Source organism: Pseudomonas sp. AL10, assembly GCF_029960685.1.
Taxonomy (GTDB): Bacteria; Pseudomonadota; Gammaproteobacteria; order Pseudomonadales; family Pseudomonadaceae; genus Aquipseudomonas; species Aquipseudomonas lactis.
This window is the reverse complement of record NZ_JASBQZ010000016.1, coordinates 1-23,257: the sequence shown is the minus strand read 5'-3', so window position 1 is coordinate 23,257 and position 23,257 is coordinate 1. Positions and strand designations below refer to the sequence as shown.

Annotated in this window: 17 protein-coding genes; 7 read left to right on the top strand and 10 right to left on the bottom strand. The window is 59.6% G+C overall.

What is annotated here, in order from left to right:
* The first annotated feature begins 410 nt into the window (after positions 1-410).
* On the top strand, positions 411-5,279 hold the full coding sequence (locus tag QK296_RS16385) for an NAD-glutamate dehydrogenase (protein ID WP_282391103.1): 4,869 nt from the start codon (positions 411-413) through the stop codon (positions 5,277-5,279).
* A 183-nt stretch (positions 5,280-5,462) separates the two neighbouring features.
* On the opposite strand, the gene QK296_RS16380 is transcribed toward QK296_RS16385, so the two are convergent.
* The 3 genes from QK296_RS16380 to QK296_RS16370 all read right to left on the bottom strand — a co-directional run bounded on the left by QK296_RS16380 (position 5,463) and on the right by QK296_RS16370 (position 8,351).
* The gene (locus QK296_RS16380) at positions 5,463-6,149 is read right to left on the bottom strand and encodes a GntR family transcriptional regulator (protein ID WP_169855309.1); all 687 of its coding nucleotides are present in this window, start codon (positions 6,147-6,149) and stop codon (positions 5,463-5,465) included.
* A 16-nt stretch (positions 6,150-6,165) separates the two neighbouring features.
* Positions 6,166-6,867 carry a FadR/GntR family transcriptional regulator gene (locus QK296_RS16375; protein WP_034135434.1) on the bottom strand — a complete coding sequence of 234 codons (702 nt, stop codon included), beginning with the start codon at positions 6,865-6,867 and terminating at the stop codon, positions 6,166-6,168.
* A 158-nt stretch (positions 6,868-7,025) separates the two neighbouring features.
* Positions 7,026-8,351 (bottom strand): C4-dicarboxylate transporter DctA, encoded by a 1,326-nt coding sequence (locus QK296_RS16370; protein ID WP_169855370.1) that lies wholly within the window; start codon positions 8,349-8,351, stop codon positions 7,026-7,028.
* A gap of 215 nt (positions 8,352-8,566) precedes the next feature.
* Here QK296_RS16370 and QK296_RS16365 point away from each other — a divergent pair, with 215 nt between their 5' ends.
* Entirely contained in the window at positions 8,567-9,196 is a 630-nt protein-coding gene (locus QK296_RS16365; RefSeq protein ID WP_003190809.1) for a DNA-3-methyladenine glycosylase I, read from the top strand.
* 127 nt (positions 9,197-9,323) lie between these two features.
* Here QK296_RS16365 and QK296_RS16360 read toward each other — a convergent pair whose 3' ends face one another.
* Both QK296_RS16360 and QK296_RS16355 read right to left on the bottom strand, forming a co-directional pair.
* Positions 9,324-9,725: a cupin domain-containing protein gene (locus QK296_RS16360; RefSeq protein WP_034135435.1), complete on the bottom strand. Its 402-nt coding sequence runs from the start codon at positions 9,723-9,725 to the stop codon at positions 9,324-9,326.
* An 84-nt stretch (positions 9,726-9,809) separates the two neighbouring features.
* Complete coding sequence (locus QK296_RS16355; RefSeq protein WP_057709871.1) at positions 9,810-11,243, bottom strand: PLP-dependent aminotransferase family protein; 1,434 nt, start codon at positions 11,241-11,243, stop codon at positions 9,810-9,812.
* A 197-nt stretch (positions 11,244-11,440) separates the two neighbouring features.
* Here QK296_RS16355 and QK296_RS16350 point away from each other — a divergent pair, with 197 nt between their 5' ends.
* Positions 11,441-14,803, top strand: coding sequence for a calcium-binding protein (locus QK296_RS16350; protein WP_169855310.1), 3,363 nt, complete (start codon positions 11,441-11,443; stop codon positions 14,801-14,803).
* A 24-nt stretch (positions 14,804-14,827) separates the two neighbouring features.
* Entirely contained in the window at positions 14,828-16,570 is a 1,743-nt protein-coding gene (locus QK296_RS16345) for a hypothetical protein (RefSeq protein WP_003190814.1), read from the top strand.
* A 44-nt stretch (positions 16,571-16,614) separates the two neighbouring features.
* On the opposite strand, the gene QK296_RS16340 is transcribed toward QK296_RS16345, so the two are convergent.
* From QK296_RS16340 to QK296_RS16330, 3 genes are all read right to left on the bottom strand, one after another.
* Positions 16,615-17,382 (bottom strand): SDR family oxidoreductase, encoded by a 768-nt coding sequence (locus tag QK296_RS16340; protein WP_003190816.1) that lies wholly within the window; start codon positions 17,380-17,382, stop codon positions 16,615-16,617.
* Positions 17,383-17,403: 21 nt separating this feature from the next.
* Positions 17,404-18,471: a phosphotransferase family protein gene (locus QK296_RS16335; RefSeq protein ID WP_056784620.1), complete on the bottom strand. Its 1,068-nt coding sequence runs from the start codon at positions 18,469-18,471 to the stop codon at positions 17,404-17,406.
* Between the two features lie 129 nt (positions 18,472-18,600).
* Complete coding sequence (locus tag QK296_RS16330; RefSeq protein WP_003190818.1) at positions 18,601-19,554, bottom strand: 2-hydroxyacid dehydrogenase; 954 nt, start codon at positions 19,552-19,554, stop codon at positions 18,601-18,603.
* A gap of 268 nt (positions 19,555-19,822) precedes the next feature.
* Here QK296_RS16330 and QK296_RS16325 point away from each other — a divergent pair, with 268 nt between their 5' ends.
* Positions 19,823-20,071: a hypothetical protein gene (locus QK296_RS16325; RefSeq protein WP_052439800.1), complete on the top strand. Its 249-nt coding sequence runs from the start codon at positions 19,823-19,825 to the stop codon at positions 20,069-20,071.
* Positions 20,068-20,400 (top strand): hypothetical protein, encoded by a 333-nt coding sequence (locus tag QK296_RS16320; protein WP_169855311.1) that lies wholly within the window; start codon positions 20,068-20,070, stop codon positions 20,398-20,400. The genes QK296_RS16325 and QK296_RS16320 overlap by 4 nt, the downstream gene beginning before the upstream one ends.
* Before the next feature lie 30 nt (positions 20,401-20,430).
* On the opposite strand, the gene QK296_RS16315 is transcribed toward QK296_RS16320, so the two are convergent.
* Together QK296_RS16315 and QK296_RS16310 are read right to left on the bottom strand one after the other, a co-directional pair.
* The gene (locus QK296_RS16315) at positions 20,431-20,826 is read right to left on the bottom strand and encodes a hypothetical protein (RefSeq protein WP_169855371.1); all 396 of its coding nucleotides are present in this window, start codon (positions 20,824-20,826) and stop codon (positions 20,431-20,433) included.
* A gap of 90 nt (positions 20,827-20,916) precedes the next feature.
* The gene (locus QK296_RS16310; protein WP_094774609.1) at positions 20,917-21,417 is read right to left on the bottom strand and encodes a DUF4822 domain-containing protein; all 501 of its coding nucleotides are present in this window, start codon (positions 21,415-21,417) and stop codon (positions 20,917-20,919) included.
* Between the two features lie 414 nt (positions 21,418-21,831).
* On the opposite strand from QK296_RS16310, the gene QK296_RS16305 reads away from it, so the two are divergent.
* On the top strand, positions 21,832-23,109 hold the full coding sequence (locus QK296_RS16305) for a serine/threonine transporter (protein ID WP_169855312.1): 1,278 nt from the start codon (positions 21,832-21,834) through the stop codon (positions 23,107-23,109).
* The last annotated feature ends 148 nt before the right edge of the window (positions 23,110-23,257 follow it).

Below are 23,257 nucleotides of genomic sequence, written 5' to 3'. Positions count from 1 at the left end.
TGAGCATGACCTCACGGCCCGGATCGGTCATTTCTGGTACTGATGGTGTTCAAAGTAGCAAGATTTTCTACCGAAAATCCGGGGTTGCCCAAGTTGCAACCGGCACCCTGCTTACCGATGACCGAATATGTCGCAGCGTCGCAAGCAGCGCTCTTCCCACACTCGTTAAGCTGCGCAACGGATGTGCCCTGTGCCAGGCGCCTGACCTGCCCGTCGTATCGTCACCTGGCCAGGGGCATGCCGTATGGAAGTTGTATGTGACCTGACTGTCCTGTCCAGCTTCACCCACCTGTCACCCTGATTCGTTTATGGTGCTTGTCAGCACACCAGCGAACAGAGCTGACGGTCTCCCCGCAAGGGGATAACACGCGACGCTTTCATCAATAACAAGCCCAAGCGGAGTACCACAGATGGCGTTCTTCACCGCAGCCAGCAAGGCCGACTTCCAGCATCAACTGCAAGCGGCACTGGCGCAGCACCTCAGTGAACAGGCACTGCCACAAGTGGCGCTGTTCGCTGAACAATTTTTCGGCATCATTTCCCTGGACGAACTGACCCAGCGTCGCCTTTCCGACCTGGCCGGTTGCACCCTGTCTGCCTGGCGCCTGCTTGAGCGCTTTGATCACACCCAACCGCAAGTGCGAGTCTACAACCCCGATTACGAACGTCATGGCTGGCAATCGACCCACACCGCGGTCGAAGTGCTGCACCATGACCTGCCCTTTCTGGTCGACTCGGTACGCACCGAGCTGAACCGCCGTGGCTACAGCATCCATACCCTGCAAACCACCGTGCTCAGCGTGCGTCGTGGCAGCAAGGGCGAGCTGCTGGAAATCCTGCCCAAGGGCACCCAGGGCGAAGGCATCCTGCAAGAATCGCTGATGTACCTGGAGATCGACCGCTGCGCCAATGCCGCCGAACTGAACGTGCTGAGCAAAGAGCTTGAGCAGGTGCTGGGCGAAGTGCGCGTGGCCGTGGCCGATTTCGAACCGATGAAAGCCAAGGTCCAGGACCTGCTGGCCGGTATCGACGCCAGTGCGTTCGCCATCGACGGCGAAGAAAAGACCGAGATCAAGAACTTCCTCGAATGGCTGGTGGGCAACCACTTCACCTTCCTGGGCTACGAAGAGTTCGTGGTACGTGACGAGGCGGACGGCGGTCATATCGAATATGACGCCAGCTCCTTCCTCGGTCTGACCAAGCTGCTGCGCGCCGGCCTCACCGCCGAAGACCTGCGCATCGAAGACTACGCTGTGGCCTACCTGCGCGAGCCGACCGTACTGTCGTTCGCCAAGGCGGCACACCCAAGCCGCGTGCACCGCCCGGCCTACCCGGACTACGTGTCGATCCGCGAGATCAGCGCCGACGGCAAGGTCATCAAGGAACACCGCTTCATGGGCCTGTATACCTCCTCGGTGTACGGCGAAAGCGTGCGAGTCATCCCCTACATCCGTCGCAAAGTGGCCGAGATCGAACGTCGTTCGGGCTTCCAGGCCAAGGCGCACCTGGGTAAAGAGCTGGCCCAGGTGGTGGAAGTACTGCCCCGTGACGACCTGTTCCAGACCCCGGTCGACGAGCTGTTCAGCACCGTGATGTCGATTGTGCAGATCCAGGAACGCAACAAGATCCGCGTGTTCCTGCGCAAAGACCCCTACGGTCGTTTCTGCTACTGCCTGGCCTACGTGCCACGCGACATCTACTCCACCGAAGTGCGCCAGAAGATCCAGCAAGTGCTGATGGACCGTCTGAAGGCCTCGGACTGCGAGTTCTGGACCTTCTTCTCCGAGTCCGTCCTTGCCCGTGTGCAACTGATTCTGCGGGTTGACCCCAAGAACCGCCTGGACATCGACCCGCTGCAGCTGGAAAAAGAAGTGGTGCAGGCCTGCCGCAGCTGGCAGGACGACTACGCCAGCCTGGTCGTGGAAAGCTTCGGCGAAGCCCAGGGCACCAACGTGCTGGCGGATTTCCCCAAAGGCTTCCCGGCCGGCTACCGTGAGCGTTTCGCCGCGCATTCGGCTGTGGTCGACATGCAGCACCTCAACAGCCTGACCGAAGCCAACCCGCTGGTGATGAGCTTCTATCAGCCGCTGGGCCAGGTCTCCGGCCAACGTGAACTGCATTGCAAGCTCTACCACGCCGATACGCCGCTGGCGCTGTCCGACGTGCTGCCGATCCTGGAAAACCTCGGCCTGCGTGTGCTGGGCGAGTTCCCGTATCGCCTGCGTCACGCCAATGGCCGTGAGTTCTGGATCCATGACTTTGCGTTCATCGCCGCCGAAGGCGTGAACCTGGATATCCAGCAGCTCAACGACACCCTGCAAGATGCGTTCGTGCACATCGTGCATGGCGATGCCGAGAACGATGCGTTCAACCGCCTGGTCCTCACCGCCGGCCTGCCATGGCGCGACGTGGCGTTGCTGCGTGCCTATGCCCGTTACCTGAAGCAGATTCGCCTGGGCTTCGACCTGGGTTACATCGCCAGCACCCTGAACAACCACACCGACATCGCCCGCGAGTTGACCCGGTTGTTCAAGACCCGCTTCTACCTGGCGCGCAAGCTCACTGCCGACGACCTGGAAGACAAGCAGCAACGCCTGGAGCAAGCGATCCTCAGCGCCCTGGACGACGTTCAGGTGCTCAACGAAGACCGCATCCTGCGTCGCTACCTGGACCTGATCAAGGCCACCCTGCGCACCAACTTCTACCAGACCGATGCCAACGGCCAGAACAAGTCGTACTTCAGCTTCAAGTTCGACCCGCGTGCCATCCCTGAGCTGCCCAAGCCCGTGCCGAAGTTTGAAATCTTCGTGTACTCGCCACGGGTCGAAGGCGTGCACCTGCGCTTTGGCAACGTGGCCCGTGGCGGCCTGCGCTGGTCCGACCGTGAAGAAGATTTCCGCACCGAAGTACTTGGCCTGGTAAAAGCCCAGCAAGTGAAGAACTCGGTGATCGTGCCGGTGGGCGCCAAGGGCGGCTTCCTGCCGCGTCGCCTGCCATTGGGCGGCAGCCGGGACGAGATCGCGGCCGAAGGCATCGCCTGCTACCGCATCTTCATCTCTGGCCTGTTGGACATCACCGACAACCTGAAAGACGGCGCCCTGGTGCCGCCGGCCAACGTCGTGCGTCATGACGACGATGACCCGTACCTGGTGGTGGCGGCGGACAAGGGCACTGCGACCTTCTCCGACATCGCCAACGGCATTGCCATCGACTACGGCTTCTGGCTGGGCGATGCGTTCGCTTCCGGTGGTTCGGCCGGTTACGACCACAAGAAAATGGGCATCACCGCCAAGGGCGCGTGGGTGGGTGTGCAGCGTCACTTCCGTGAGCGCGGCATCAACGTGCAGGAAGACAGCATCACCGTGGTGGGCGTCGGCGATATGGCCGGTGACGTGTTCGGTAACGGTTTGTTGATGTCGGACAAACTGCAACTGGTCGCAGCCTTCAACCACCTGCATATCTTCATCGACCCGAACCCTAACCCGGCCACCAGCTTCGTCGAGCGCAAGCGTTTGTTCGAACTGCCGCGTTCGGCCTGGACCGACTACGACACCAGCATCATGTCTGAAGGTGGCGGTATCTTCTCGCGCAGCGCGAAAAGCATTGCCATCTCGCCGCAGATGAAAGAACGCTTCGACATCCAGGCCGACAAGCTGACCCCGACCGAACTGCTCAACGCCTTGCTCAAGGCGCCGGTGGACCTGTTGTGGAACGGCGGTATCGGTACCTACGTCAAGGCCAGCACCGAGAGCCATGCCGATGTGGGCGACAAGGCCAACGACGCACTGCGCGTCAATGGCAACGAGCTGCGCTGCAAGGTAGTGGGCGAGGGCGGTAACCTCGGCATGACCCAGTTGGGCCGTGTGGAATTCGGCCTCAATGGCGGCGGTTCCAATACCGACTTCATCGACAACGCCGGTGGCGTGGATTGCTCCGACCACGAAGTGAACATCAAGATCCTGCTCAACGAAGTGGTGCAGGCCGGTGACATGACCGACAAGCAGCGCAACCAGCTGCTGGCGAGCATGACCGACGAAGTCGGCAACCTGGTGTTGGGCAACAACTACAAGCAGACCCAGGCCCTGTCCCTGGCTGCGCGCAAGGCTTACGAGCGTGCCGCCGAGTACAAGCGCCTGATGAGCGACCTGGAAGGCCGTGGCAAGCTGGACCGCGCCATCGAGTACCTGCCGACCGAGGAACAGCTTACTGAACGCGCCTCTGCCGGCAAGGGCCTGACCCGTCCGGAACTGTCGGTGCTGATCTCGTACAGCAAGATCGACCTCAAGGAAGCGTTGCTCAATTCGCTGGTACCGGATGACGAGTACCTGACCCGTGACATGGAGACCGCGTTCCCGCCGAGCCTGGTGGCCAAGTTCGGCGAAGCCATGCGTCGCCATCGTCTGAAGCGCGAGATCGTCAGCACCCAGATCGCCAACGATCTGGTCAACCACATGGGCATCACCTTCGTTCAGCGACTCAAAGAGTCGACCGGTATGAGCCCGGCGAACGTGGCGGGCGCGTATGTGATCGTGCGGGACATCTTCCATCTCCCACACTGGTTCCGTCAGATTGAAGCCCTGGACCACCAGGTTTCCGCTGACGTGCAACTGGAGCTGATGGATGAACTGATGCGCCTGGGCCGTCGCGCTACGCGCTGGTTCCTGCGCAGCCGTCGCAACGAGCAAGACGCCGGGCGTGACACCGCGCACTTTGGTCCGCACCTGGCCGCGCTGGGCCTCAAGCTCGACGAACTGCTGGAAGGTCCGACCCGCGAAGGCTGGCAGAACCGCTACCAGGCCTACACCCAGGCCGGCGTACCGGAGTTGTTGGCGCGCATGGTTGCGGGTACTACCCACCTGTACACCTTGCTGCCGATCATCGAAGCCGCCGACGTGACCGGGCATGACGCCGCCGAAGTGGCCAAGGCCTACTTCGCCGTCGGCAGCGCCCTGGACTTGCCGTGGTACCTGCAGCAGATCAGCGATCTGCCAGTGGCCAACAACTGGCAGGCCCAGGCCCGCGAAGCCTTCCGCGATGACGTGGACTGGCAGCAACGGGCGATCACCATTTCGGTCCTGCAAATGGCCGATGCGCCACAAGACATGGAAGCCCGCGTGGCCCTGTGGCTTGAGCAGCATCAGGACATGGCTGATCGCTGGCGCGCCATGATGGTGGAAATTCGTGCTGCAGTGGGCACGGACTACGCCATGTACGCGGTGGCCAACCGTGAGTTGCTGGACCTGGCGTTGAGTGGCCAGTCGGTGTTGCAACCGGCTTGATGCCTCGCTAAACCAAAAGCCCCCGCATCCTGAGATGCGGGGGCTTTTTGTTTGATCTGGAATGCGATCAATGTGGGAGCTGGCTTGCCTGCGATAGCGTCGGGTCAGTTAATAATTTGGTCACTGGTACACCGCTATCGCAGGCAAGCCAGCTCCCACAGTTTTAACTTTACTCACTTGGAGTCAGTGGTGTTTGAGTAGTCGGGTTTCCAGGTGATCCAGATGCTGGGTCATCAGGGCGACGGCCGTGTGAGCGTCGCGCTGTTCCACGGCATCCACAATCGCCACATGCTCCTGCCACGCACAATAGGTGCAGGCCTTTGCTTCAAATTGCGCAATGATCAACGACGTCAACGGCACCAGGCTGTTGAGAAACTGTGCCAGCGGCGCGTTGCCTGCCATGTGCGCCAGTTGCAGATGAAACTCTCCCGAAAACCGGATCGCCGGGCCACGCTGGTCACGCTCAATGGCGTCGCGCTCCTGTGCAATCAGCTCGCGCAGTTGGCGAATCTGCATCGCGGTGGCCTGGACGCAGGCCAGTTGCACCACGGTAATCTCGGTGAGGCGCCGTGCTTCCAGAATCTGCCGTGTGTGCTGGGCGTCCGGCGCGGCGACCTGGGCGCGTTGGTTGGGGCGCAGGATGACCACTTGTTGATGGGACAGCTTGGCCAGCACCCGGCGAATCACGCTGCGGCTCACGCCAAAGAGCTCGCCCAGGCCTTCTTCGGTGAAGCGGCTGGCGGGCGCAATGCGTTGCTCAAGAATGGCGTCGAACAAGCGTGGGTAGATGTCGTCCACCGAGGGCTTTTTTTCGGGCGTCCAGCGTAAGGACGTGAGGGTGCAATTGCGTTGCAGGGCGTGAGCGTTCATGGCCGGTCTCCGAAAATCAACTGCCCAGATGGTCGTCCGGGATATTCAAGCGAATGCCCATGCGCAGGCCTTCCTGAAGGATGTGCCGGCGCATTTCGGCACTGGCCAGGGCGCTGTTCTTGTTGCGGATGGCGCGGACCACGGCTTCGTTCTCTTGAAGGCGTTCGGCCAGGTGTTCAGGGGAGTTGCGCAATACCTGAGCGCTTTGTTTGAGCGCGGTGCTGGTTTGCTGCACCACGTTCTGGAAGATCGGGTTGGAAGTCAGGGCGAACAGCTCCTCATGGAAGTCGATATAGGCGTTCATGCCCGCTTCGGCATCGCCGGCATCCAGGGCTTCGCGCATGTCCATCAGGGTCAGGCGCAGTTGGCCGATTTCCTTGCTGCTGATGGACTGGGCTACCAAACCGACGATGAAAGGTTCGAGGGTGTAGCGCAGTTGCAGGATATCCTCGAGGCTGGCATCGGCCACGGCGTCGCTCGATTGCGGCTCGCTGACGCTGCTTTCCAGCACGACCACGCCTTTGCCCGGCATGGAGCGCACCAGGCCGAGGGTTTCCAGCACGATCACCGCTTCACGCAGGCTCGGGCGGCTGATGCCCAGCTGTTCGGCCAGTTCGCGTTGACCGGGCAGCATTTCACCGCGGCGCCACTGGCCTCGCGCCAAGGCGGCGCGCAGTTTTTCTACCACTGAATTGACGACGGTTGAAGTGCTGATCATGTCGAAGGCTCCTTGATGTTGCTCATACAGTATTCAGTCTGGCGAAGGTCCAAAGTGGGAGCTGGCTTGCCTGCGATGACTGAGTGTCAGGCACTACATTTGACGCTGACCCACCGCTATCGCAGGCAAGCCAGCTCCCACATTGGATGGGTGTTGTCCTAGAACTCCTGATGCGCCGGCAGCACCGGCTTCTTGGCCTGGAAGGCATAGCCTTGCTGGCCGTCGAGCACCTTGTTGGCGCGCTGGATATCAATGTCTTTTTCCCAGCGCGCAATTGCCACGGTGGCCACGCAGTTGCCGATCAGGTTAGTCAGCGCCCGGCCGATGCCCATGAACCAGTCCACCGCTAGCACCAATACCAGGCCGACCACCGGAATCGCCGGGATCGCCGTGAGCGTTGCCGCCAGAATCACCAGCGCCGAGCCTGGAATGCCATGGGCGCCCTTGGAGGTGATCAACGATACCAGGAGGATGGTCAACAAGTCGGTCATCGACAACGGTGTGCCGGTGGCGTTGGCGATAAACACGATGGCCAGGGTCAGGTAGATGGAGAAACCGTCGAGGTTGAACGAGTAGCCAGTGGGAATCACCAAGCCCACGGTGGAGCTGCCAATGCCCAGGTGTTCCAGCTTGCGCATGATCTGCGGCAACACCGCGTCGGATGAAGCGGTGCCCATCACGATCAGCAGCTCTTCGCGCAGGTACTTGAGCAGCGGCAACATGCGCAGGCCCGACAGGCGCATCACCAGCCCGAGGATCACCGCCACGAAGGCAAAGCAGGTCAGGTAGAAAAGCCCCACCAGGCTGCCCAGGTGTTGCAGCGAGTCCAGGCCATAGGTGCTGGTGGTGAAGGCGATGGCACCGAATACGCCAATCGGCGCCAGGCGCACGATCATGCCCATGATGCGGAAGATCACATGGCTCAATTCGTTGATCAGCCGCGAGATGCCACTGGCCGCTTCGCCCACCAGGTTCAGCGCGCTGCCGAACAGCACCGAAAACAACAGCACTTGCAGCACGTTGTTGTCGGCAAAGGCGCCGACCACCGAGTTGGGGATCAACTCCATCAGGAACTGGCTGGTGCCGCGGATGTGCTGGCCCTTGTCGGCCAGCTCATTCAAGCCGGCGGAAGAGAGTTGCTCCAGGTGAATATTGGCGCCGCTGCCAATGCCGGTGCTGAAGGCCATGATCAGGCCGAGCACCAGGGCGACGGTGGTGAGCATTTCAAAATAGATCACCGACTTTAGGCCGATGCGCCCGACCTTCTTCAAGTCGCCCGCGCCGGAAATACCGCTGACCACCACGCAGAACACGATCAGGCCAATCAGCATTTTGATCAGCTTGATAAAGCCGTCACCCAAGGGTTTGAGTTGCGAGGAGAATTCGGGAAGGGCCAGGCCGCAGGCGATGCCGAGCATCAGGCCAATCACGACTTGCAGGAAAATCGAACGCGAGCACCATCTGAGCATGGGAGGGATCTCTATTCGGTGCCCTGGTGGTTCCAGGGCTTAATTGTTGTGGTCTTACCGGTAAGTCCAGTGCGGGGCCAGTCTACGCTCGGTTTTTTTCAAATCACAAGCAAATATTTGGCGGTTGGCAGGTCCCGGTCTGACCAGTTGGTCGATAAGCACGATGCTTGAGCGGTTGGCGGGGATTAATTTTTTTTGCGTATCATCGCCTTCGGCATACGAGGTGATGGATGGACCAACCAGGGCTGACAACCGACGAAGCAGGGCGCATCTATTGCGCCTGGCGCACTGCAGCGCCTGCGTACCTGCATTACCACGACCACGAGTGGGGCGTGCCGGTGGCGGATGACATCGCGCTGTACGAGAAGATCTGCCTGGAGGGGTTTCAGGCGGGGATGGCGTGGATCACCATCCTGCGCAAGCGCGAAAACTTTCGCCAGGCGTTCGAGGGCTTTGATTTTCGCCGGGTGGCGCAGTACGGCGAGGCGGACATCGAGCGGTTGATGAGCGACCCGGGCATTGTGCGCAATCGCGCGAAGATCGTCTCGGCCATCAACAATGCACGCCGGGCCTGTGAACTGGTGGAGGAGACCGGCTCGCTGGCGCGCTGGCTGTGGGCGTTTGAGCCCTGCGCAGAAGAGCGGCCGGCAGTGGTGGATATGGCTTACTGGACGGCCAATCCAACGTCACCCGCTTCGGTACGGTTATCGAAAGCCTTGAAGAAGCGCGGCTGGACCTTTGTCGGCCCGACCACGATGTATGCGTTGATGCAGGCGATGGGGATGGTTAATGACCACTTGGAGGGTTGCGAGTGCCGCTCGCGTATTGAACACCTGCGCAACCTGTTCAAACGTCCCTGACCAGACACGGTTGAAACTGTGGGAGCTGGCTTGCCTGCGATAGCGGTGTATCAGCCAGCTCATCTTTTACTGGCCCACCGCTATCGCAGGCAAGCCAGCTCCCACAGGGGTTTTGTTGTGTTGCTGATTATTTGGGAAGTGGGGTGAGTACCTCAGCCTTGTCATCCAGCACCATCACCACCAGCAGTTTGGCCGGTTGGGTCTGGCTGGCATTGCTTGACTCAAAATGCCGCGAACCGGCCGGCTCGTAGAACGATTGCCCGGTTTTGTAGGTGATCGCCTTTTCATCATTGACCCGCGAGGTGATCTGGCCTTCGAGCACATACGCCACGGCGGTGCCGGTGTGGCTGTGGGGCACGGTGGCTTGGCCGGGGGCGTAGTCCACGGTGAGCATGATGGTTTTCTTGCCCGGCACGTTGGTCAAGGCGTGCTCTTGCAGCACCTTGAGCGTTTCCTGGTTGTAGACCGGGTCGTGGGCAAATGCACTGAGGGAGGCGAGCATCAGTGTGGCAGCGAATAAGCGTTTCATGAGGAGGGTTCCATCGGGTTCAAGACCGCTTCACCCTACGCCGCAGAGGGCCTGCCACCAATGACCAATGCGCCGGAAAACCGCCTAGCCAATCTGCAAGAGAATATCGCGGACCTTGTCCAGCGCCGGGTCAATGTCCAGGGTCTCGATGGCACCGAACCCCAGAATCAGCCCCGAGCGCACCGGCAGGTCGTGAAAGAACACGTCCAGGGGATACAACCCCACCTCGACCTCACGCGCCCGTTCCATCAGTAAGGGAATATTCACCGGCACCTTGCACAGGGCCGCCAGGTGAAAGCCGGCCACCGTAGGCACGGCCTCGAACCACGGTGACAGATCGCCCGCCAGACGCTGCAATATGCGTTCGCGACGCCCCGCATAGAGGCTGTGACAGCGACGAATATGCTTGAGCAGGTAGCCTTCGCTGATGAACTTGGCCAGTGCCCACTGCGGCAAGGTAGCGCTGTGCTGGTCGGTCAGTTTCTTGGCCTTGAGCACCGCGCCGTAGATGGCCGGCGGCAGCACCGCATAGCCCAGGCGTAACTCCGGCGACAGGGTTTTGGAGAAGGTGCCGACGTAGGTGACCACGCCTCGGGTATCCATGCTTTGCAGGGAGTCAGTGGGGCGGCCTTCGTAGCGGAATTCGCTGTCGTAATCGTCTTCAATGATGATCGCGCCGAGCGCAATGGCGCGGTCCAGCAGGGCCTCGCGCCGCGCCTGGCTCATGGGCATGCCAAGGGGGAATTGGTGGGACGGCGTCACATAGATCAAGCGGGTGCCATCCGGGATCTGGTCGACCTGCAGGCCCTCTTTGTCGACGGCCACACTGGCAACATTGGCGCCCATCGCGACGAACAATTGGCGTGCGGGGCTGTAGCCAGGGTCTTCCATCGCGACCAGGCTGCCGGGCTCAAGCACCACGCGGGCAATCAGGTCCAGCGCCTGCTGTGCCCCGTTGGTGACCACGATATCGCGGGCCCCGCATTTGACCCCGCGAGAAAACGCAATATGCCCGGCGATGGCTTCGCGCAGGGCGGGCACGCCTTCTGGCTGGCTGTAAAAACCACTGTTCTGGGCGATACGACGCAACGCATCCTGGGTACAACGCCGCCATTCGTCCTGGGGGAAGTGGTGGCGTGTCGTCGCACCGCCGATAAATTCGTAGCGCAGGATATCGTCACGGGCGGGGTGGCCCATGGGCGAGGGCAGTGCGGCCCATTTGCCCAGGTTGGCGGCGCACGCCAGGTCGGTGGCGGTTTGCACGCGGTCGGGTTGCGGCGCCCACGCATTGACGAAAGTGCCGCGGCCGATCTTGCCAACCAGCAGGCCCTCATAGGTCAAGGTGGCGTAGGTATCCGACACCGTCTTGCGCGAGATGCCCAGTTGTTCGGCGAGCAGTCGGCTGGGGGGCAGCTGTGCGCCTGCCGACAGCCGCCCGGTGGCGATGGCTTCGCGCAACTGCTGGTAGAGCTGTTCGGCCAGGTCCTTGCGGCCATTGATGACTACGTGCAGTTCCATGTTTGCTCCCAAGGTTTGGCTCGGCGCCAAGGTTACTCGCTCGTAATGCGGGCTCAAAAGGATCTCTGTGTAAATCGTCCGCACGCATAGACATCTACAGCTGCAAAGAGCGCGTTGGCCGCGATCATGTCCCTGTTGCAGGCTCTGGATGCCTGCAGCCAGCGTTATTCAATGGTATGGCATAGGGAATAAGACTCATGGCGACAAGCGAACCACCTGCAAAGAAAAGGTATCCGACTTTGCTCGCGCTCGATCAGCGCTTGGGCCCGCTGATTGTTGGAGAGCTGACTCTTCAGCGCGCGGACCTGGCCGCCATGGGCGCCAGCATGTCGGGCAAGCCCCTGAGAGCCAGACACTTGGACGTGCGCGAGGCCGATCAGACGCTGCTTGATTCGATACGTTTCTCGGTGCCTGAGCTGCAGCGCTATTTAAGCACCGCAGATTCGGTCAGCGGCAGCAGCGCTGCTCTATTATTCGAGTTCGCGGCGTTGCGCTCGGTACAGGCCCCGCCATTGCTGCTGCCTGAGGCGGGTGGCGAGCATTCGGGGGCAATGGACAAGCTCGACAGCCTGCTGTGCAAGGTGCAAAAAACCAACCTCAACCAAGTGTCGCAGTTGGAAGGGATGCCTCAATGGGTAGAGCCGAAGAAAAGCCGAAGCCTGGCGTTGATAGGCGCCGGGCTTGGGGTTTACGGGTATTACAGTGCAATCAGCGCGTTGACCGATGCGATCAAGACTGGCGACATCGACGAGACGGTAGTCACCGGTGCTGAGCTGTTCGCCAATCTGACGGGGGAGGCACTGGAGCTGGCGCTTGAGCGGTTCGGCAAGCGGATGCTGGAAAACGGTCGGAAGGTGTTCGCGGGCTTTAACGCCAGTACGTTGGGCAAGATCATGCAGCGGGGCGCGAGCCTGTTTGCCTTGGTACTGACCCTGCCTTTTGACATCATCAGTGCCCAGAAATCGCTTTCCAAAGCGGCGAAAAGTACCGGCAAAGAAGCACTGGACCATTACGTGAGCGCCGGCTTCACTATCCTGGGGGCAAGCATCAGCGTGATCCTCAGTGTTGCAGCAGCGGCCGGTTTCAGCGTTGCCGGCCCGCTGGGTATCGCTGCAGCTGTGGTGTTGATGCTGGGGATGCAGCTCTATTCTGCGGTTCGTCAGGTGGATGAAATTGATGATTACATCGAGCTGAGTATCGTTGAGCGCCTGCAGGCCGGGTGGTTGGCGTTTCAAGGCCGGGAGCCGCAGCGAGACGTGCGTGACCGGTACGTTCTGGCAAAAATGCAAAAGCAGCATGCGCAGCAACTGACAAGCCAGGCCGAAGCCTGGCTGATGGGTGCGCTCAAGGGCACCGTGCAGGCGGTGGTAAATGGCCGGTTTGAGGTACGCCTGAATCCGGTACGCCATTGGAAGCGTCGATGGAATGAAGCCGAGGGCGAGGATGCCTACATCGACACCAATGAACCAACGGTCGTTGACCTGGATGACGATGTGGATGCTTCAAACACCCCGGTTGACCAGATTCCAGGCGTGGTGTCTGGCAGTCAATGGGTGAATGCTGCTGTGCTCTGGCGACTGGGGGGCGGTAACGACAAGGTCAAAGGCTTGACCGACAACCCGAATATTTTTCAGTTCGGCGCAGGCCACAAGCAACTCACCGGCGGCGCGAAAGCTGATGTGTTCACGTATGAGATACCGGCGGGCACACTGGATGCAGCGCTCGCGAATGGCCCGGTCAGTGAACTGTATGGCGGGGCCGGCAGCGATACGCTCAATCTGTCCAACTCGGCAACCTATCAGGAAGGGGCGCAGGGTTATGCCATTGATCTGCAGGCAGGCACTGTTGCTCGGCGCAAAGACCTCGGCACCCCGACGCCTCATCACTCGATTAGCCTGGATTCGATTGAAAACGTCTCGACTCCGGCTGGCGTTGCCAACCATGTCAAAGGTTCGGCCCAGGCCAATACGGTGATCGCCGAGGGTGATAATGATCGTGTCGAGGCAGGAGATGGTAATGATACGGTGGTAGTGCTGGGCGCCAACGCATGGGTCGATGGGGGCGCGGGCAAGGATCGCTACGTCATTGCCCGCAACCGCGGCACCGTGACCCTTAAGGATCAGGACTGGGCGGAAGGTGCTGTGATTGAAATGCGCTGGCCATTGGCTGCGATCGCCAGTTGGCGTATCCAAGAGTGCGCGCTGGTTATTGTAGTCTGGCGCGGCGAGGACGGCGAACTGCCACAGCACGTGATCAGGCTTGAGCAGCTGTATACGCGCAGCGACAGCCAGCGGCGGTTGAACACGCACAACCTGCTGTTTGTCACGCAAGACGGCTACATGCTTGAGCCGATCCTCACACCTGTATTGGCTGGCGAGGAAGATGTCAGCGTCGCGGTTGCCGTGCGAGCAGGTGGCCAGGATCTCACTATGGACAAGGTGCTGAGCGCCGGAGAGTTCGTGGTGCCCTATGGGCGTTCGAGCCGCTGTTTCATTGAGCGTGGGCCGAGCAGGAAGGAGGTGGCTGTTCGCCTCAAAGGCGACACCACGGCTTGCATGTTGTACGTGGATTACTCGTCGCGCGAGCTGCTGCAAGCCTTGGCCGAATACCGTGTGACCTTGCGCCGGGTTGGTCATTTCGATTCGCTGACCTACAGCGATGTGAGGTTGACCCTCACATTCACCGATGGCGGGCAATTGGTTCTCGCCAACTACGCCAGCGATCGATCTTCGACGCGCACCAACGTGACGTCCAACATCATTGCGGTCAGCTTGAAGCTTGATTGTCGATTCGAACTGGTCATGAACGATGGCGTCTCCTATCGGGTTCAGGCTGCTCAGCAAACTTACGCCCAAGACCGTGCTTCGCCTGGTTTCAATACCTTCGACGGCCGTTCGGCTCTGGTCAAGCGTGTAGGCACCCATCCGTTTTTTCGGCCGCACAGCGCCAAAGGTGTCTGGTTGCAGTCGGTGCCTCAGAAAATCGTGATCCCGGCACCGCCGCATTACCAGAAGTCGTACGCGTTGCTGGGGCGGGCCTCCACTTATGAAGTGGTGCCCAGCACCGGTTCAACAATTTGCCTGTCCACGCCGGGCGCACTGGCGAAACAGTCGAATGCATCGTTTTGGCTAATCAACACTGCAAGCCTTGGCGAACTGATCGAGCAACGGCATATCGTACTGACCAACGACACATTGAAGGTCGGCAGTGTGACTGTGAGCCTGCCACCGATGACAGACCCTTCGGTGCCGCTGGAACAGGTCAGCGTGCACACCCAACAGGGCGAGCAGTACGACATCCGACAGGACCTGGGCGCTGTTTATCTGGCGCAACTGGACGCTGCGCCATACGCAACCGTAGACGCAGTGTTCGGCGCGCTGCGCCGCTCTCGCCAGTGGGCGACGTTGATGGTGCGCCAGCTGCGTGTGATCGGCCTGGCGCTGAAGGACGGTACGGTATCGGGCATTCATTACGACGCAGGTCGCGACTGTTGGGGAGCGGACCTGGAACCCCAGCGTAACGTTACGTCGTCGGACCTGCGGTTCACGCGGGTTGCGTGAGCATCAATTCAAAAGGACTTTTTCATGCAACAGAATACTAACTCGCCCCGAACTGCCTCAGGTTCTTCCTCGCGTGTGGGCTCGGGTGCCGACACCTTTATGGTCAGGGATTACGGCGCGCCGAGTCGCAGTGCCGCAGCGGTTAATCAAGGCACGCTACGTGCGCAATTCGCCGATGCCGATAGGTACGGGATACCGCAAATAAGTGCTTTGGATGTGCCAGGGCCTACGCCGCCGCAGGCTGTGCTGGTGACCGGCGATACGCTTGGCGCCGCGGATGCCGAGGGCGTTCGTCATGCGGGTGGTCGCAGTTATGTCGACCTGACCACCGGAGAAACAGTGCAAGTGGTCTACGACCCGGCAAGTGGGGGTTATCACCCACGTTTGCCTTATCAGTTGGCGGCCAGCTCTGCTGTTGTGCAGCGGATGGCTGGAGCTTGCACTTGGACAAGTTCGACGCCTGCAACACATTCCCGCGCCATGTCGATGCCCAGTCCCACGCCTGCAAGCGTGCGCCTGGACCCACAGTGGGATTTGCACAGCTATGACGCCAGTGGTGCGGGCGCAACGCAAGGGGCTGTCATCCCGGGAAAAAAGAACTATCTCATTGGCGGGCAGACCTACTACGGCGATACGCAATTTTCGTTGGACTACTATCGGGTGGGCATGAGCAAACTCCACCGGTTTAATGACCGTGGCAAGTGGGTGGTGAGTGGCGCCATTGCCGAAGACGGCATGGTTCAGATCCACGGCGACCCGGCTGCCACCTATCTGTATATAGGCAATGTACTGGCTCGCATCCAGGTCGATAGCGCCAGAAATAAGTATCAACTAGTCGCTGCCGCACAAAGCGGCCTGCCCGGTATTTTTCTGGATACCGGTGGCAGCCGGGCGTCGTGGGTACCCGAAATGCGCCTGGACAGTATTGGCGATATCATCAGCGCTGCGCGCAAGCGCCTGGGTTACAGCGCTGTTACCAGTGACATGAGCCAGGGCTTGATGTCGACCATGGACAAGCAGACGTACTGCTACATGCGCCAGTATGCGCGGCAGATGATTGCATTCGACAACGCCCATATTCGCAACGCGCCGGTGCAGTATCGAGATCGCTTGATCGATGCGCACATCTGGCGCCATGGTTATCCCTATGACCGTCTGCTGCTCGGGATGCGCGCCAGGGCCGAGCGCACAGCATTACCCCTGGGCATCGTGCAGTTCGATCCCTTTCAGGGCATGGCCACCGTTGCCCCACGACGAGAGGGAGGGATCAATGTGGGCGCCGTTCTCCAGAACGACCAGCTTTACTATCCCCAACGGCAGAGGACCCCAGATGAGCAACAGCTGCTTGATCAATGGAAGGCCCTGAATACCACCGATGAAAATATATTGCGGGGGCAGGCCAACGAAAAAATGTACCAAGCGCTGCTTGAAAACGATGGCTATCGAATCATTCCTGGTGGAACTTATGGCGGTGGTCAGAATGGTTTTGATCTGGTGTTCAAAGGGCCAGCGGATGATGTTTATGTGCTTGAGGTCAAGCATGCCAAAAGCGGCAGCACCAGCATGGCCAAGGTCAATCCTGATTACCAGATGGAAGATGGTTGGGTTGCGAGGGTTTTAAGCAGGCTGGATGCAAATGATCCAGGCGCCGGACAGGTGGTCGAGGAGGCGCTGAGGCGTCAACGGCTGTTCAAAGTGATTGGTGCAACCTTGCCAGACGGCAAGCTGGTGTTGTTCAAGATCGATATGAGCGCTGTGCGTGCCTGATGGCAAACGGGCCAGCCCGTCTGCCACCGGCGGCGCCTGTGGCTTCAGGACAAGAAACCACCGTCCACATTCAGCGAAACGCCGGTGGTGTAGCTTGACGCGTCACTGGCCAGGTACAGCACCGCACCGGCCATTTCGCTGGGGGCGGCGACGCGCTTGAGCGGGATTTGCGCCAAGGCCATTTTCAGGATCGAATCGTTCTTGACCAGCGCCGAGGCGAACTTGGTATCGGTCAGGCCCGGCAGCAGGGCATTGCAACGGATGCCAAAGGCGGCACATTCCTTGGCAAATACTTTGGTCATGTTGATCACGGCGGCCTTGGTCACCGAGTAGATGCCCTGGAACACGCCCGGCGAGATGCCGTTGATCGAGGCCACGTTGATGATGCTGCCGCCGCCGTTCTCGCGCATCAGCTTGCCGGCTTCCACCGACATGAAGAAGTAGCCACGGATATTCACATCAACGGTCTTCTGGAATGCACCCAGGTCGGTGTCCAGTACGTTGCAGAACTGCGGGTTGGTGGCGGCGTTGTTGACCAGGATATCCAGGCGGCCGAACTGTTCGCGGATGCCGGCGAACACCTGGGTGATCTGCTCCATTTCACCAATATGGCAGGCAATGGCCGTGGCTTTGCCGCCGTCGGCGATGATCGCATCAGCCACGTGCTGGCAGCCCTCCAGCTTACGGCTGGAGACAATCACATGGGCACCTTGCTGGGCCAGTAACTTGGCGATGGCCTCACCGATGCCACGGCTGGCGCCGGAAACAAACGCAATCTTGCCGTCGAGGTCGAACAGGTTGGTCTTGGACATGAGGGTTCCTTGTAGTTGCACTCAGAGCGCTGATTTGCCGATGACATTCAGGCTCATCTGCTCCAGCAGTTTGTTCATGTGGATGAACTGCGCGAAGCGTTTGTCCTGGGTCTGGCCATGGAAGAAGCGGTAGTAAATCTGCTGCACAATCCCGGCCAGGCGGAACAGGCCGTAGGTGTAATAGAAATCGAAATTGTCGATCTGGATGCCGGAGCGCTCGGCGTAGTAGTCGACAAACTGGCGGCGGGTGAGCATGCCGGGGGCGTTGCTCGGCTGGCGGCGCATCAGTTGCACTGGGGCCGGGTCCGCGGCCTCGATCCAGTAGGCGAGGGTGTTGCCCAGGTCCATCAGCGGGTCGCCCAGGGTGGTGAGTTCCCAGTCCAGCACGCCGATGATCTGCATCGGGTTGTGCGGGTCGAGGATCACGTTGTCGAAGCGGTAATCGTTGTGCACGATGCTGGAGGTGGGGTGATCGGCTGGCATCTTGTCGTTGAGCCAGGCGCGTACCGCCTCCCACTTTGGTGCATCGGGCGTCAGGGCTTTTTCATAGCGCTCGCTCCAGCCGCGAATCTGCCGCGCCACGTAGCCTTCGGGCTTGCCCAGGTCGGCCAGGCCGCAGGCGGTGTAGTCGACCTGGTGCAGTTCGACGAATTTGTCGATAAAGCTTTTGCACAAGGCTTCGGTGCGGGTGGCGTCCAGGCCCAGTTCAGCCGGCAGGTCGGACCGCAGGATGATGCCGTTGACGCGCTCCATCACATAGAACTCGGCACCAATCACCGATTCATCGGTGCAGTGCACATAGGCTTTGGGGCAGTACGGGAAGCCATCTTTAAGCTGGTTGAGAATGCGGTATTCGCGGCCCATGTCGTGGGCAGACTTGGCCTTGTGGCCAAACGGTGGGCGACGCAGCACAAATTCCTGGCCGGGGTATTCCAGCAGGTAGGTCAGGTTCGACGCACCGCCCGGAAACTGGCTGATGGTGGGCGTGCCATCCAAGCCCGGGATATGGGCCTTGAGGTAGGGATCGATCAGGCTGGCATCAAGTTCTTCGCCTGGGCGAATCTGGGTCGATTGGTCGTTCAGCGCCATGCTTATCCCTTCTGCTTATTCTAAAGGCCTTGGACTATTTCCTAATCTAATGCGCACACCCGCCCAGCGACAAGGTCGGGGCGGCTTAATAGGTTAGCGTGTTGAAGCGTGATCAGCGTGCCTGATCGGTCATTTTGCCGGCGCTGGCAAGGCTACCGGTGTAAGCACGGGGCGGCCGGCAAAGTATTCCACCAGGTTGTCAGCGACGCGCTGCACCGTGTCATGGACCGCTTCCGGGGACAGCCCGGCCACGTGGGACGTCAGCACGGTATTGCTCAGGCGCTTGAGGGCATCGGGCACTGCGGGTTCATCGTCAAATACGTCCAGCGCGGCGCCGCCGATGCGTCGCTGTTCCAGCGCGGCGACCAGGTCGGCGGTCACCACCACGCTGCCGCGGCCAATATTGATCAGAAAACCGTGCGGCCCCAGGGCGTCCAGAGCGTGGCGGTCGATCAGGTGGCGAGTGCTGGCACCGCCGGGCGTGGCCAGCACCAGGAAGTCCGAGGTGCGCGCCAGCTCCACGGCCGTCGCACAGTAGGTGTAATCCACGTCATCGCGGGGTTGGCGGTTGTGATAACTCACCTCCATGCCGAACCCCAGGGCGGCGCGCCGCGCAATCTCCATGCCCACCGCGCCCAGCCCGACAATCCCCAGGTGTTTACCGCTGATGGAAGGGCGCATCACCTTCGGCCATTCGCCGCGCCGTACCGCCGCATCTGTCTGGGGAATGCCACGCACCAGTGATAGCAACAACGCCATGGCGTGATCAGCCACTGAAGGGGCGTTTACGCCAGCGCCGTTGGTGACCACAATCCCACGGTTGCTCGCCGCCTGCAGGTCTACATGCTCGTAGCCGGCACCGATCACGCAAATGATCTCCAGCAGGGGCAGTGCGGCGATTTCCTCGGCGTAAAGCCCCAGCGGGCCACGGGTCAGCACAGCCTGGATCTGCCCACCATGGGCCTTGATCGCCTGCGCGCGTTCAGCGGGCGTCGGCGCCAGGATCACATGAAAGTCACTGCTTTCGATGATTTGCAGGTATTCGTTGATGGTTTCAACCAGGACCAGAACAGTGGTGGGCATCGCAAGGCTCTTCCTGAAGGATTTGAGAGCATGAGTATGCGGGATTTGTAAGACAGAGCGTTTTATTGAGATGGAAAAATTTCCTCGCTCGTAAGGCCCGTCTGATTTTAAAGACCGTCCATCCGCGCCCGTTTTTTTGCGCAAGACTTCAATGACTTTCCCGCCAGCAGAGACGACATGGATGCCTGTTCCTGCCCCACCCCAAGAGATCCAATGGACACCGTATGGTTACAAACACTGCCCCTCAGCCCAGGTTCCCTGGAGAACAGTGATCGCCAGTACGCTGATTGGCCCCGCCAAGTACAGGCCAGGTATCGCTATTGAAAAGCTTGAAAGGGAGGCTTATAAAAACGGAACACCCACTACCAATGGAAAACCTTGGAAAGTGATGGAGTTCTCCCATTGCATTGGGGCCAGCCATGGCAAACTCAGCCGCTGGGTGCGGATAGAGCTCAGCGCTGGTGCTATTCATGGTCACCCGATTTCTGAACAGGAATTCAGGAGGTTAACAAATTGATCTCGCTTAACTTTACCGGTGGCACAGTCACCCATGACGATCTGTCGCACCTGCAGGATATTGCAGTGGCCAAGCAGGTCGATCTGTTAAAGGAAGATATGCTCCAGGTGGAGTTCGCTGGGGGATTATTACTGGATGTGGGTTGGTACCCAGAATTTGATGCGGCGGGTGGTTTTCGGATAAACGTCATCAAGAACTATGACTGGGACCTCCCACTTATGGCGCTGACGGCCCACGAGACCTCTGAATTGTTAGAAAAACTGGCTATTGCGCAGAACGCCATACAAGGCGAGCTGCGCAATCCAAACCTGGGCACCTCGGCCACTTAGCGAGTGCGCCAGCTCCTGCGCAGTCCCCGTTTACCGTGCCTGGGCTCGCTCTCTTTGCGCGATCGGCATGAAATCGTAGGTCGGGAAGAATTCTGTCTTGTAGACGCCCCACGCCGTGTTCTCGATGGCCAGGTTGACTTGGGCCAGGCGCGACGCCGGTAAACGCAGCACGATGACTTGCCCGATACCCATGGTGATATTCCAGCTGACGACTTCGACACCTTCCGGCGGGAAGACTTTATGAAATTCCTGCTTGGCCAGCTGGGCTTTCAATTCGCTCAGGGGGCGTGATTGGTCGTGTTTAAGAAACACGGTCAACATGACGGTGTTATCGGGCGTGGTGGCGATGCTTTTAGTGGGCAGTGTCGTGTTGGCCTGTAGCGTAGTTGCGCTGGGTAACAGCACGGCTGCCAGCAGTGCAGGCATTAATAGCGATTTGAATGAAGCATATGGCTTTATCATGAAGTGCCTCGTTTGTTGTTGGTTTTTATGGCTGGATATAAAGAAGGTATTCAACTAGTTTGACAGTTGAGTCTTTATCGGCCCTGTGTAAGGGGCATGTACAACGTAAATTCTAACGGGAGGGTTGGTCGCTACCATGTCGCGAGGAACTTCGCGAGAATACGTGAACTCGGTGCTGTCCAGTTTTTCCAGCCTTCTGACGATAGTGCGGTGCGGGCCAAGGTCAGGCACCAGGATGTGGGTCTGTTTGTCGCCAGTGACCAGGAAATAGCCGCCCCCACCGTCGGGGTGTTTCGAGCGCCCCGTATCGGTGTAGAAGAACTCATAACGATTGCGCTGCGGGTCCCACATCGATATACCCACCACGCCGGGGTACTGGGCCTTGACGTCGTTTTCTGGCTCACCCTCTATATAGACTCGGGTGGTCAGCCATTGGGGCGAAGAGGCCAGGGCACGTATGTCCGCCTCGGGTTCAACAGGCTTGGCGTAAGTGGCAGGTGTGCCTAATAAGCCTGCAAAGAGCAGGCCGGTAATTGCAAGGGTGAGTCTTCGCATTGTCAAACTCCTTGAGCGTTAACTAAGTGTTGCTATCGTCTTTTAGTTAGGTGCGCGAAGATATTAGTTTGTGAGTTTGTGCAAGCTCAATAGCTGTGTATGGTTCTGTAACAGTTGAGGTGTTGTATGAGTAATAATATGCTTTTGAAGGAAGTTACTTCTGAACTTGTTGTCGGACTCTTCTTGTATGTTGAGTGCGTTAAAGGGAAAGAGCTATTTTTTGTACGGCTCCTCAGTCATCCAAATCCTCCCCTCAGGGCGGCCTCTGAACGGCTGCACCGCCTAACCATTGCTCAGCTAAGTCTTTGCTTCTCCAAGAGAATCCCGGACAATCCGGCCCTTGTTTCGGCCAGGGCGCTGCCTGTCAGGTTTTTCTGACTCGTGCTGGCCGTGTGAATGCGGAGATCCGACCGGATGAATGATCAGGCCAATAGCGTCGACGAACGCTATGCAACGACACCTGCAACGCTCACAAGCTGGAGCCGCCAGGACACTACCTGGATGCTCGGGCTATTCGGTACCGCCATTGGCGCCGGTACTTTGTTCTTGCCTATCAACGCGGGCCTGGGGGGCTTCTGGCCGCTGGTGATCCTGGCGTTGCTGGCCTTCCCGATGACGTTCTTTGCCCACCGGGGGCTGACCCGTTTCGTGCTGTCCGGCCGTGAAGGTTCCGACATCACCGACGTGGTTGAAGAGCATTTCGGTATCAAGGCCGGTGCGCTGATCACCTTGCTGTACTTCTTTGCGATCTTCCCGATCCTGCTGATCTACAGCGTGGCGCTGACCAATACCGTCAGCAGCTTCATGGAGCACCAGCTGCATATCCTGCCGCCGCCCCGGGCCATCCTGGCGTTTGTGTTGATCCTGGGTTTGCTGGCCGTGGTGCGTTGCGGCGAGCAAGTGATCGTCAAGGCCATGAGCTTGATGGTGTACCCGTTTATTGTGGCCTTGCTGTTCCTGGCCGTGTACCTGGTGCCGCACTGGAATGGTGGCATTCTCAGCACCGCCACTGAGGTGCCGGCACCGTCGGCGCTGCTCAATACGCTATGGCTGGCTATTCCGGTGATGGTGTTCTCGTTCAACCACTCGCCGATCATCTCGGCCTTCGCGGTGGACCAGAAGCGCCAGTACGGCGCAAACGCCGAGGAGCGCAGTTCGCAGATCCTCTCCCGCGCGCACCTGCTGATGGTGGCGATGGTGCTGTTCTTTGTGTTCAGTTGCGTGCTGACCCTGTCGCCCGCACAGTTGGCCGAAGCGAAAGCGCAGAACCTGTCGATCCTGTCGTACCTGGCCAACCACTTCGATAACCCGACGATTGCCTTTGCCGCACCGTTGATTGCGTTCGTGGCGATTGCCAAGTCGTTCCTGGGCCACTACATCGGCGCCAGCGAGGGCCTCAAGGGCCTGGTGGTCAAGACTGGCCGCCGCCCGGCACCCAAGACCCTGGACCGCATGACCGCAGCCTTCATGTTGGTGGTGTGCTGGATCGTCGCCACGCTCAACCCGAGTATCCTTGGCATGATCGAGACCCTGGGTGGGCCGGTGATCGCGTCGATTCTGTTCCTGATGCCGATGTACGCCATCCGCAAGGTGCCGGCCATGGCCAAGTACCGTGGGCAGGCGTCGAATGTGTTTGTGACTGCGGTTGGTTTGGTTGCCATTACGGCGTTGGTGTATTCGCTGCTTGCCTGAGCCCTGATGCGGTCTATCTGACTGTCCAGCATAGGTATCTACACAATTTTGTAGGTTGTAGCAGCCAACGGTAACCACGATGCGAAGCGAGCCGCTCTTGATCTGCTTGTGATCTTGATCTTAAGCGCCCCGTTAAACCACGCTGGCC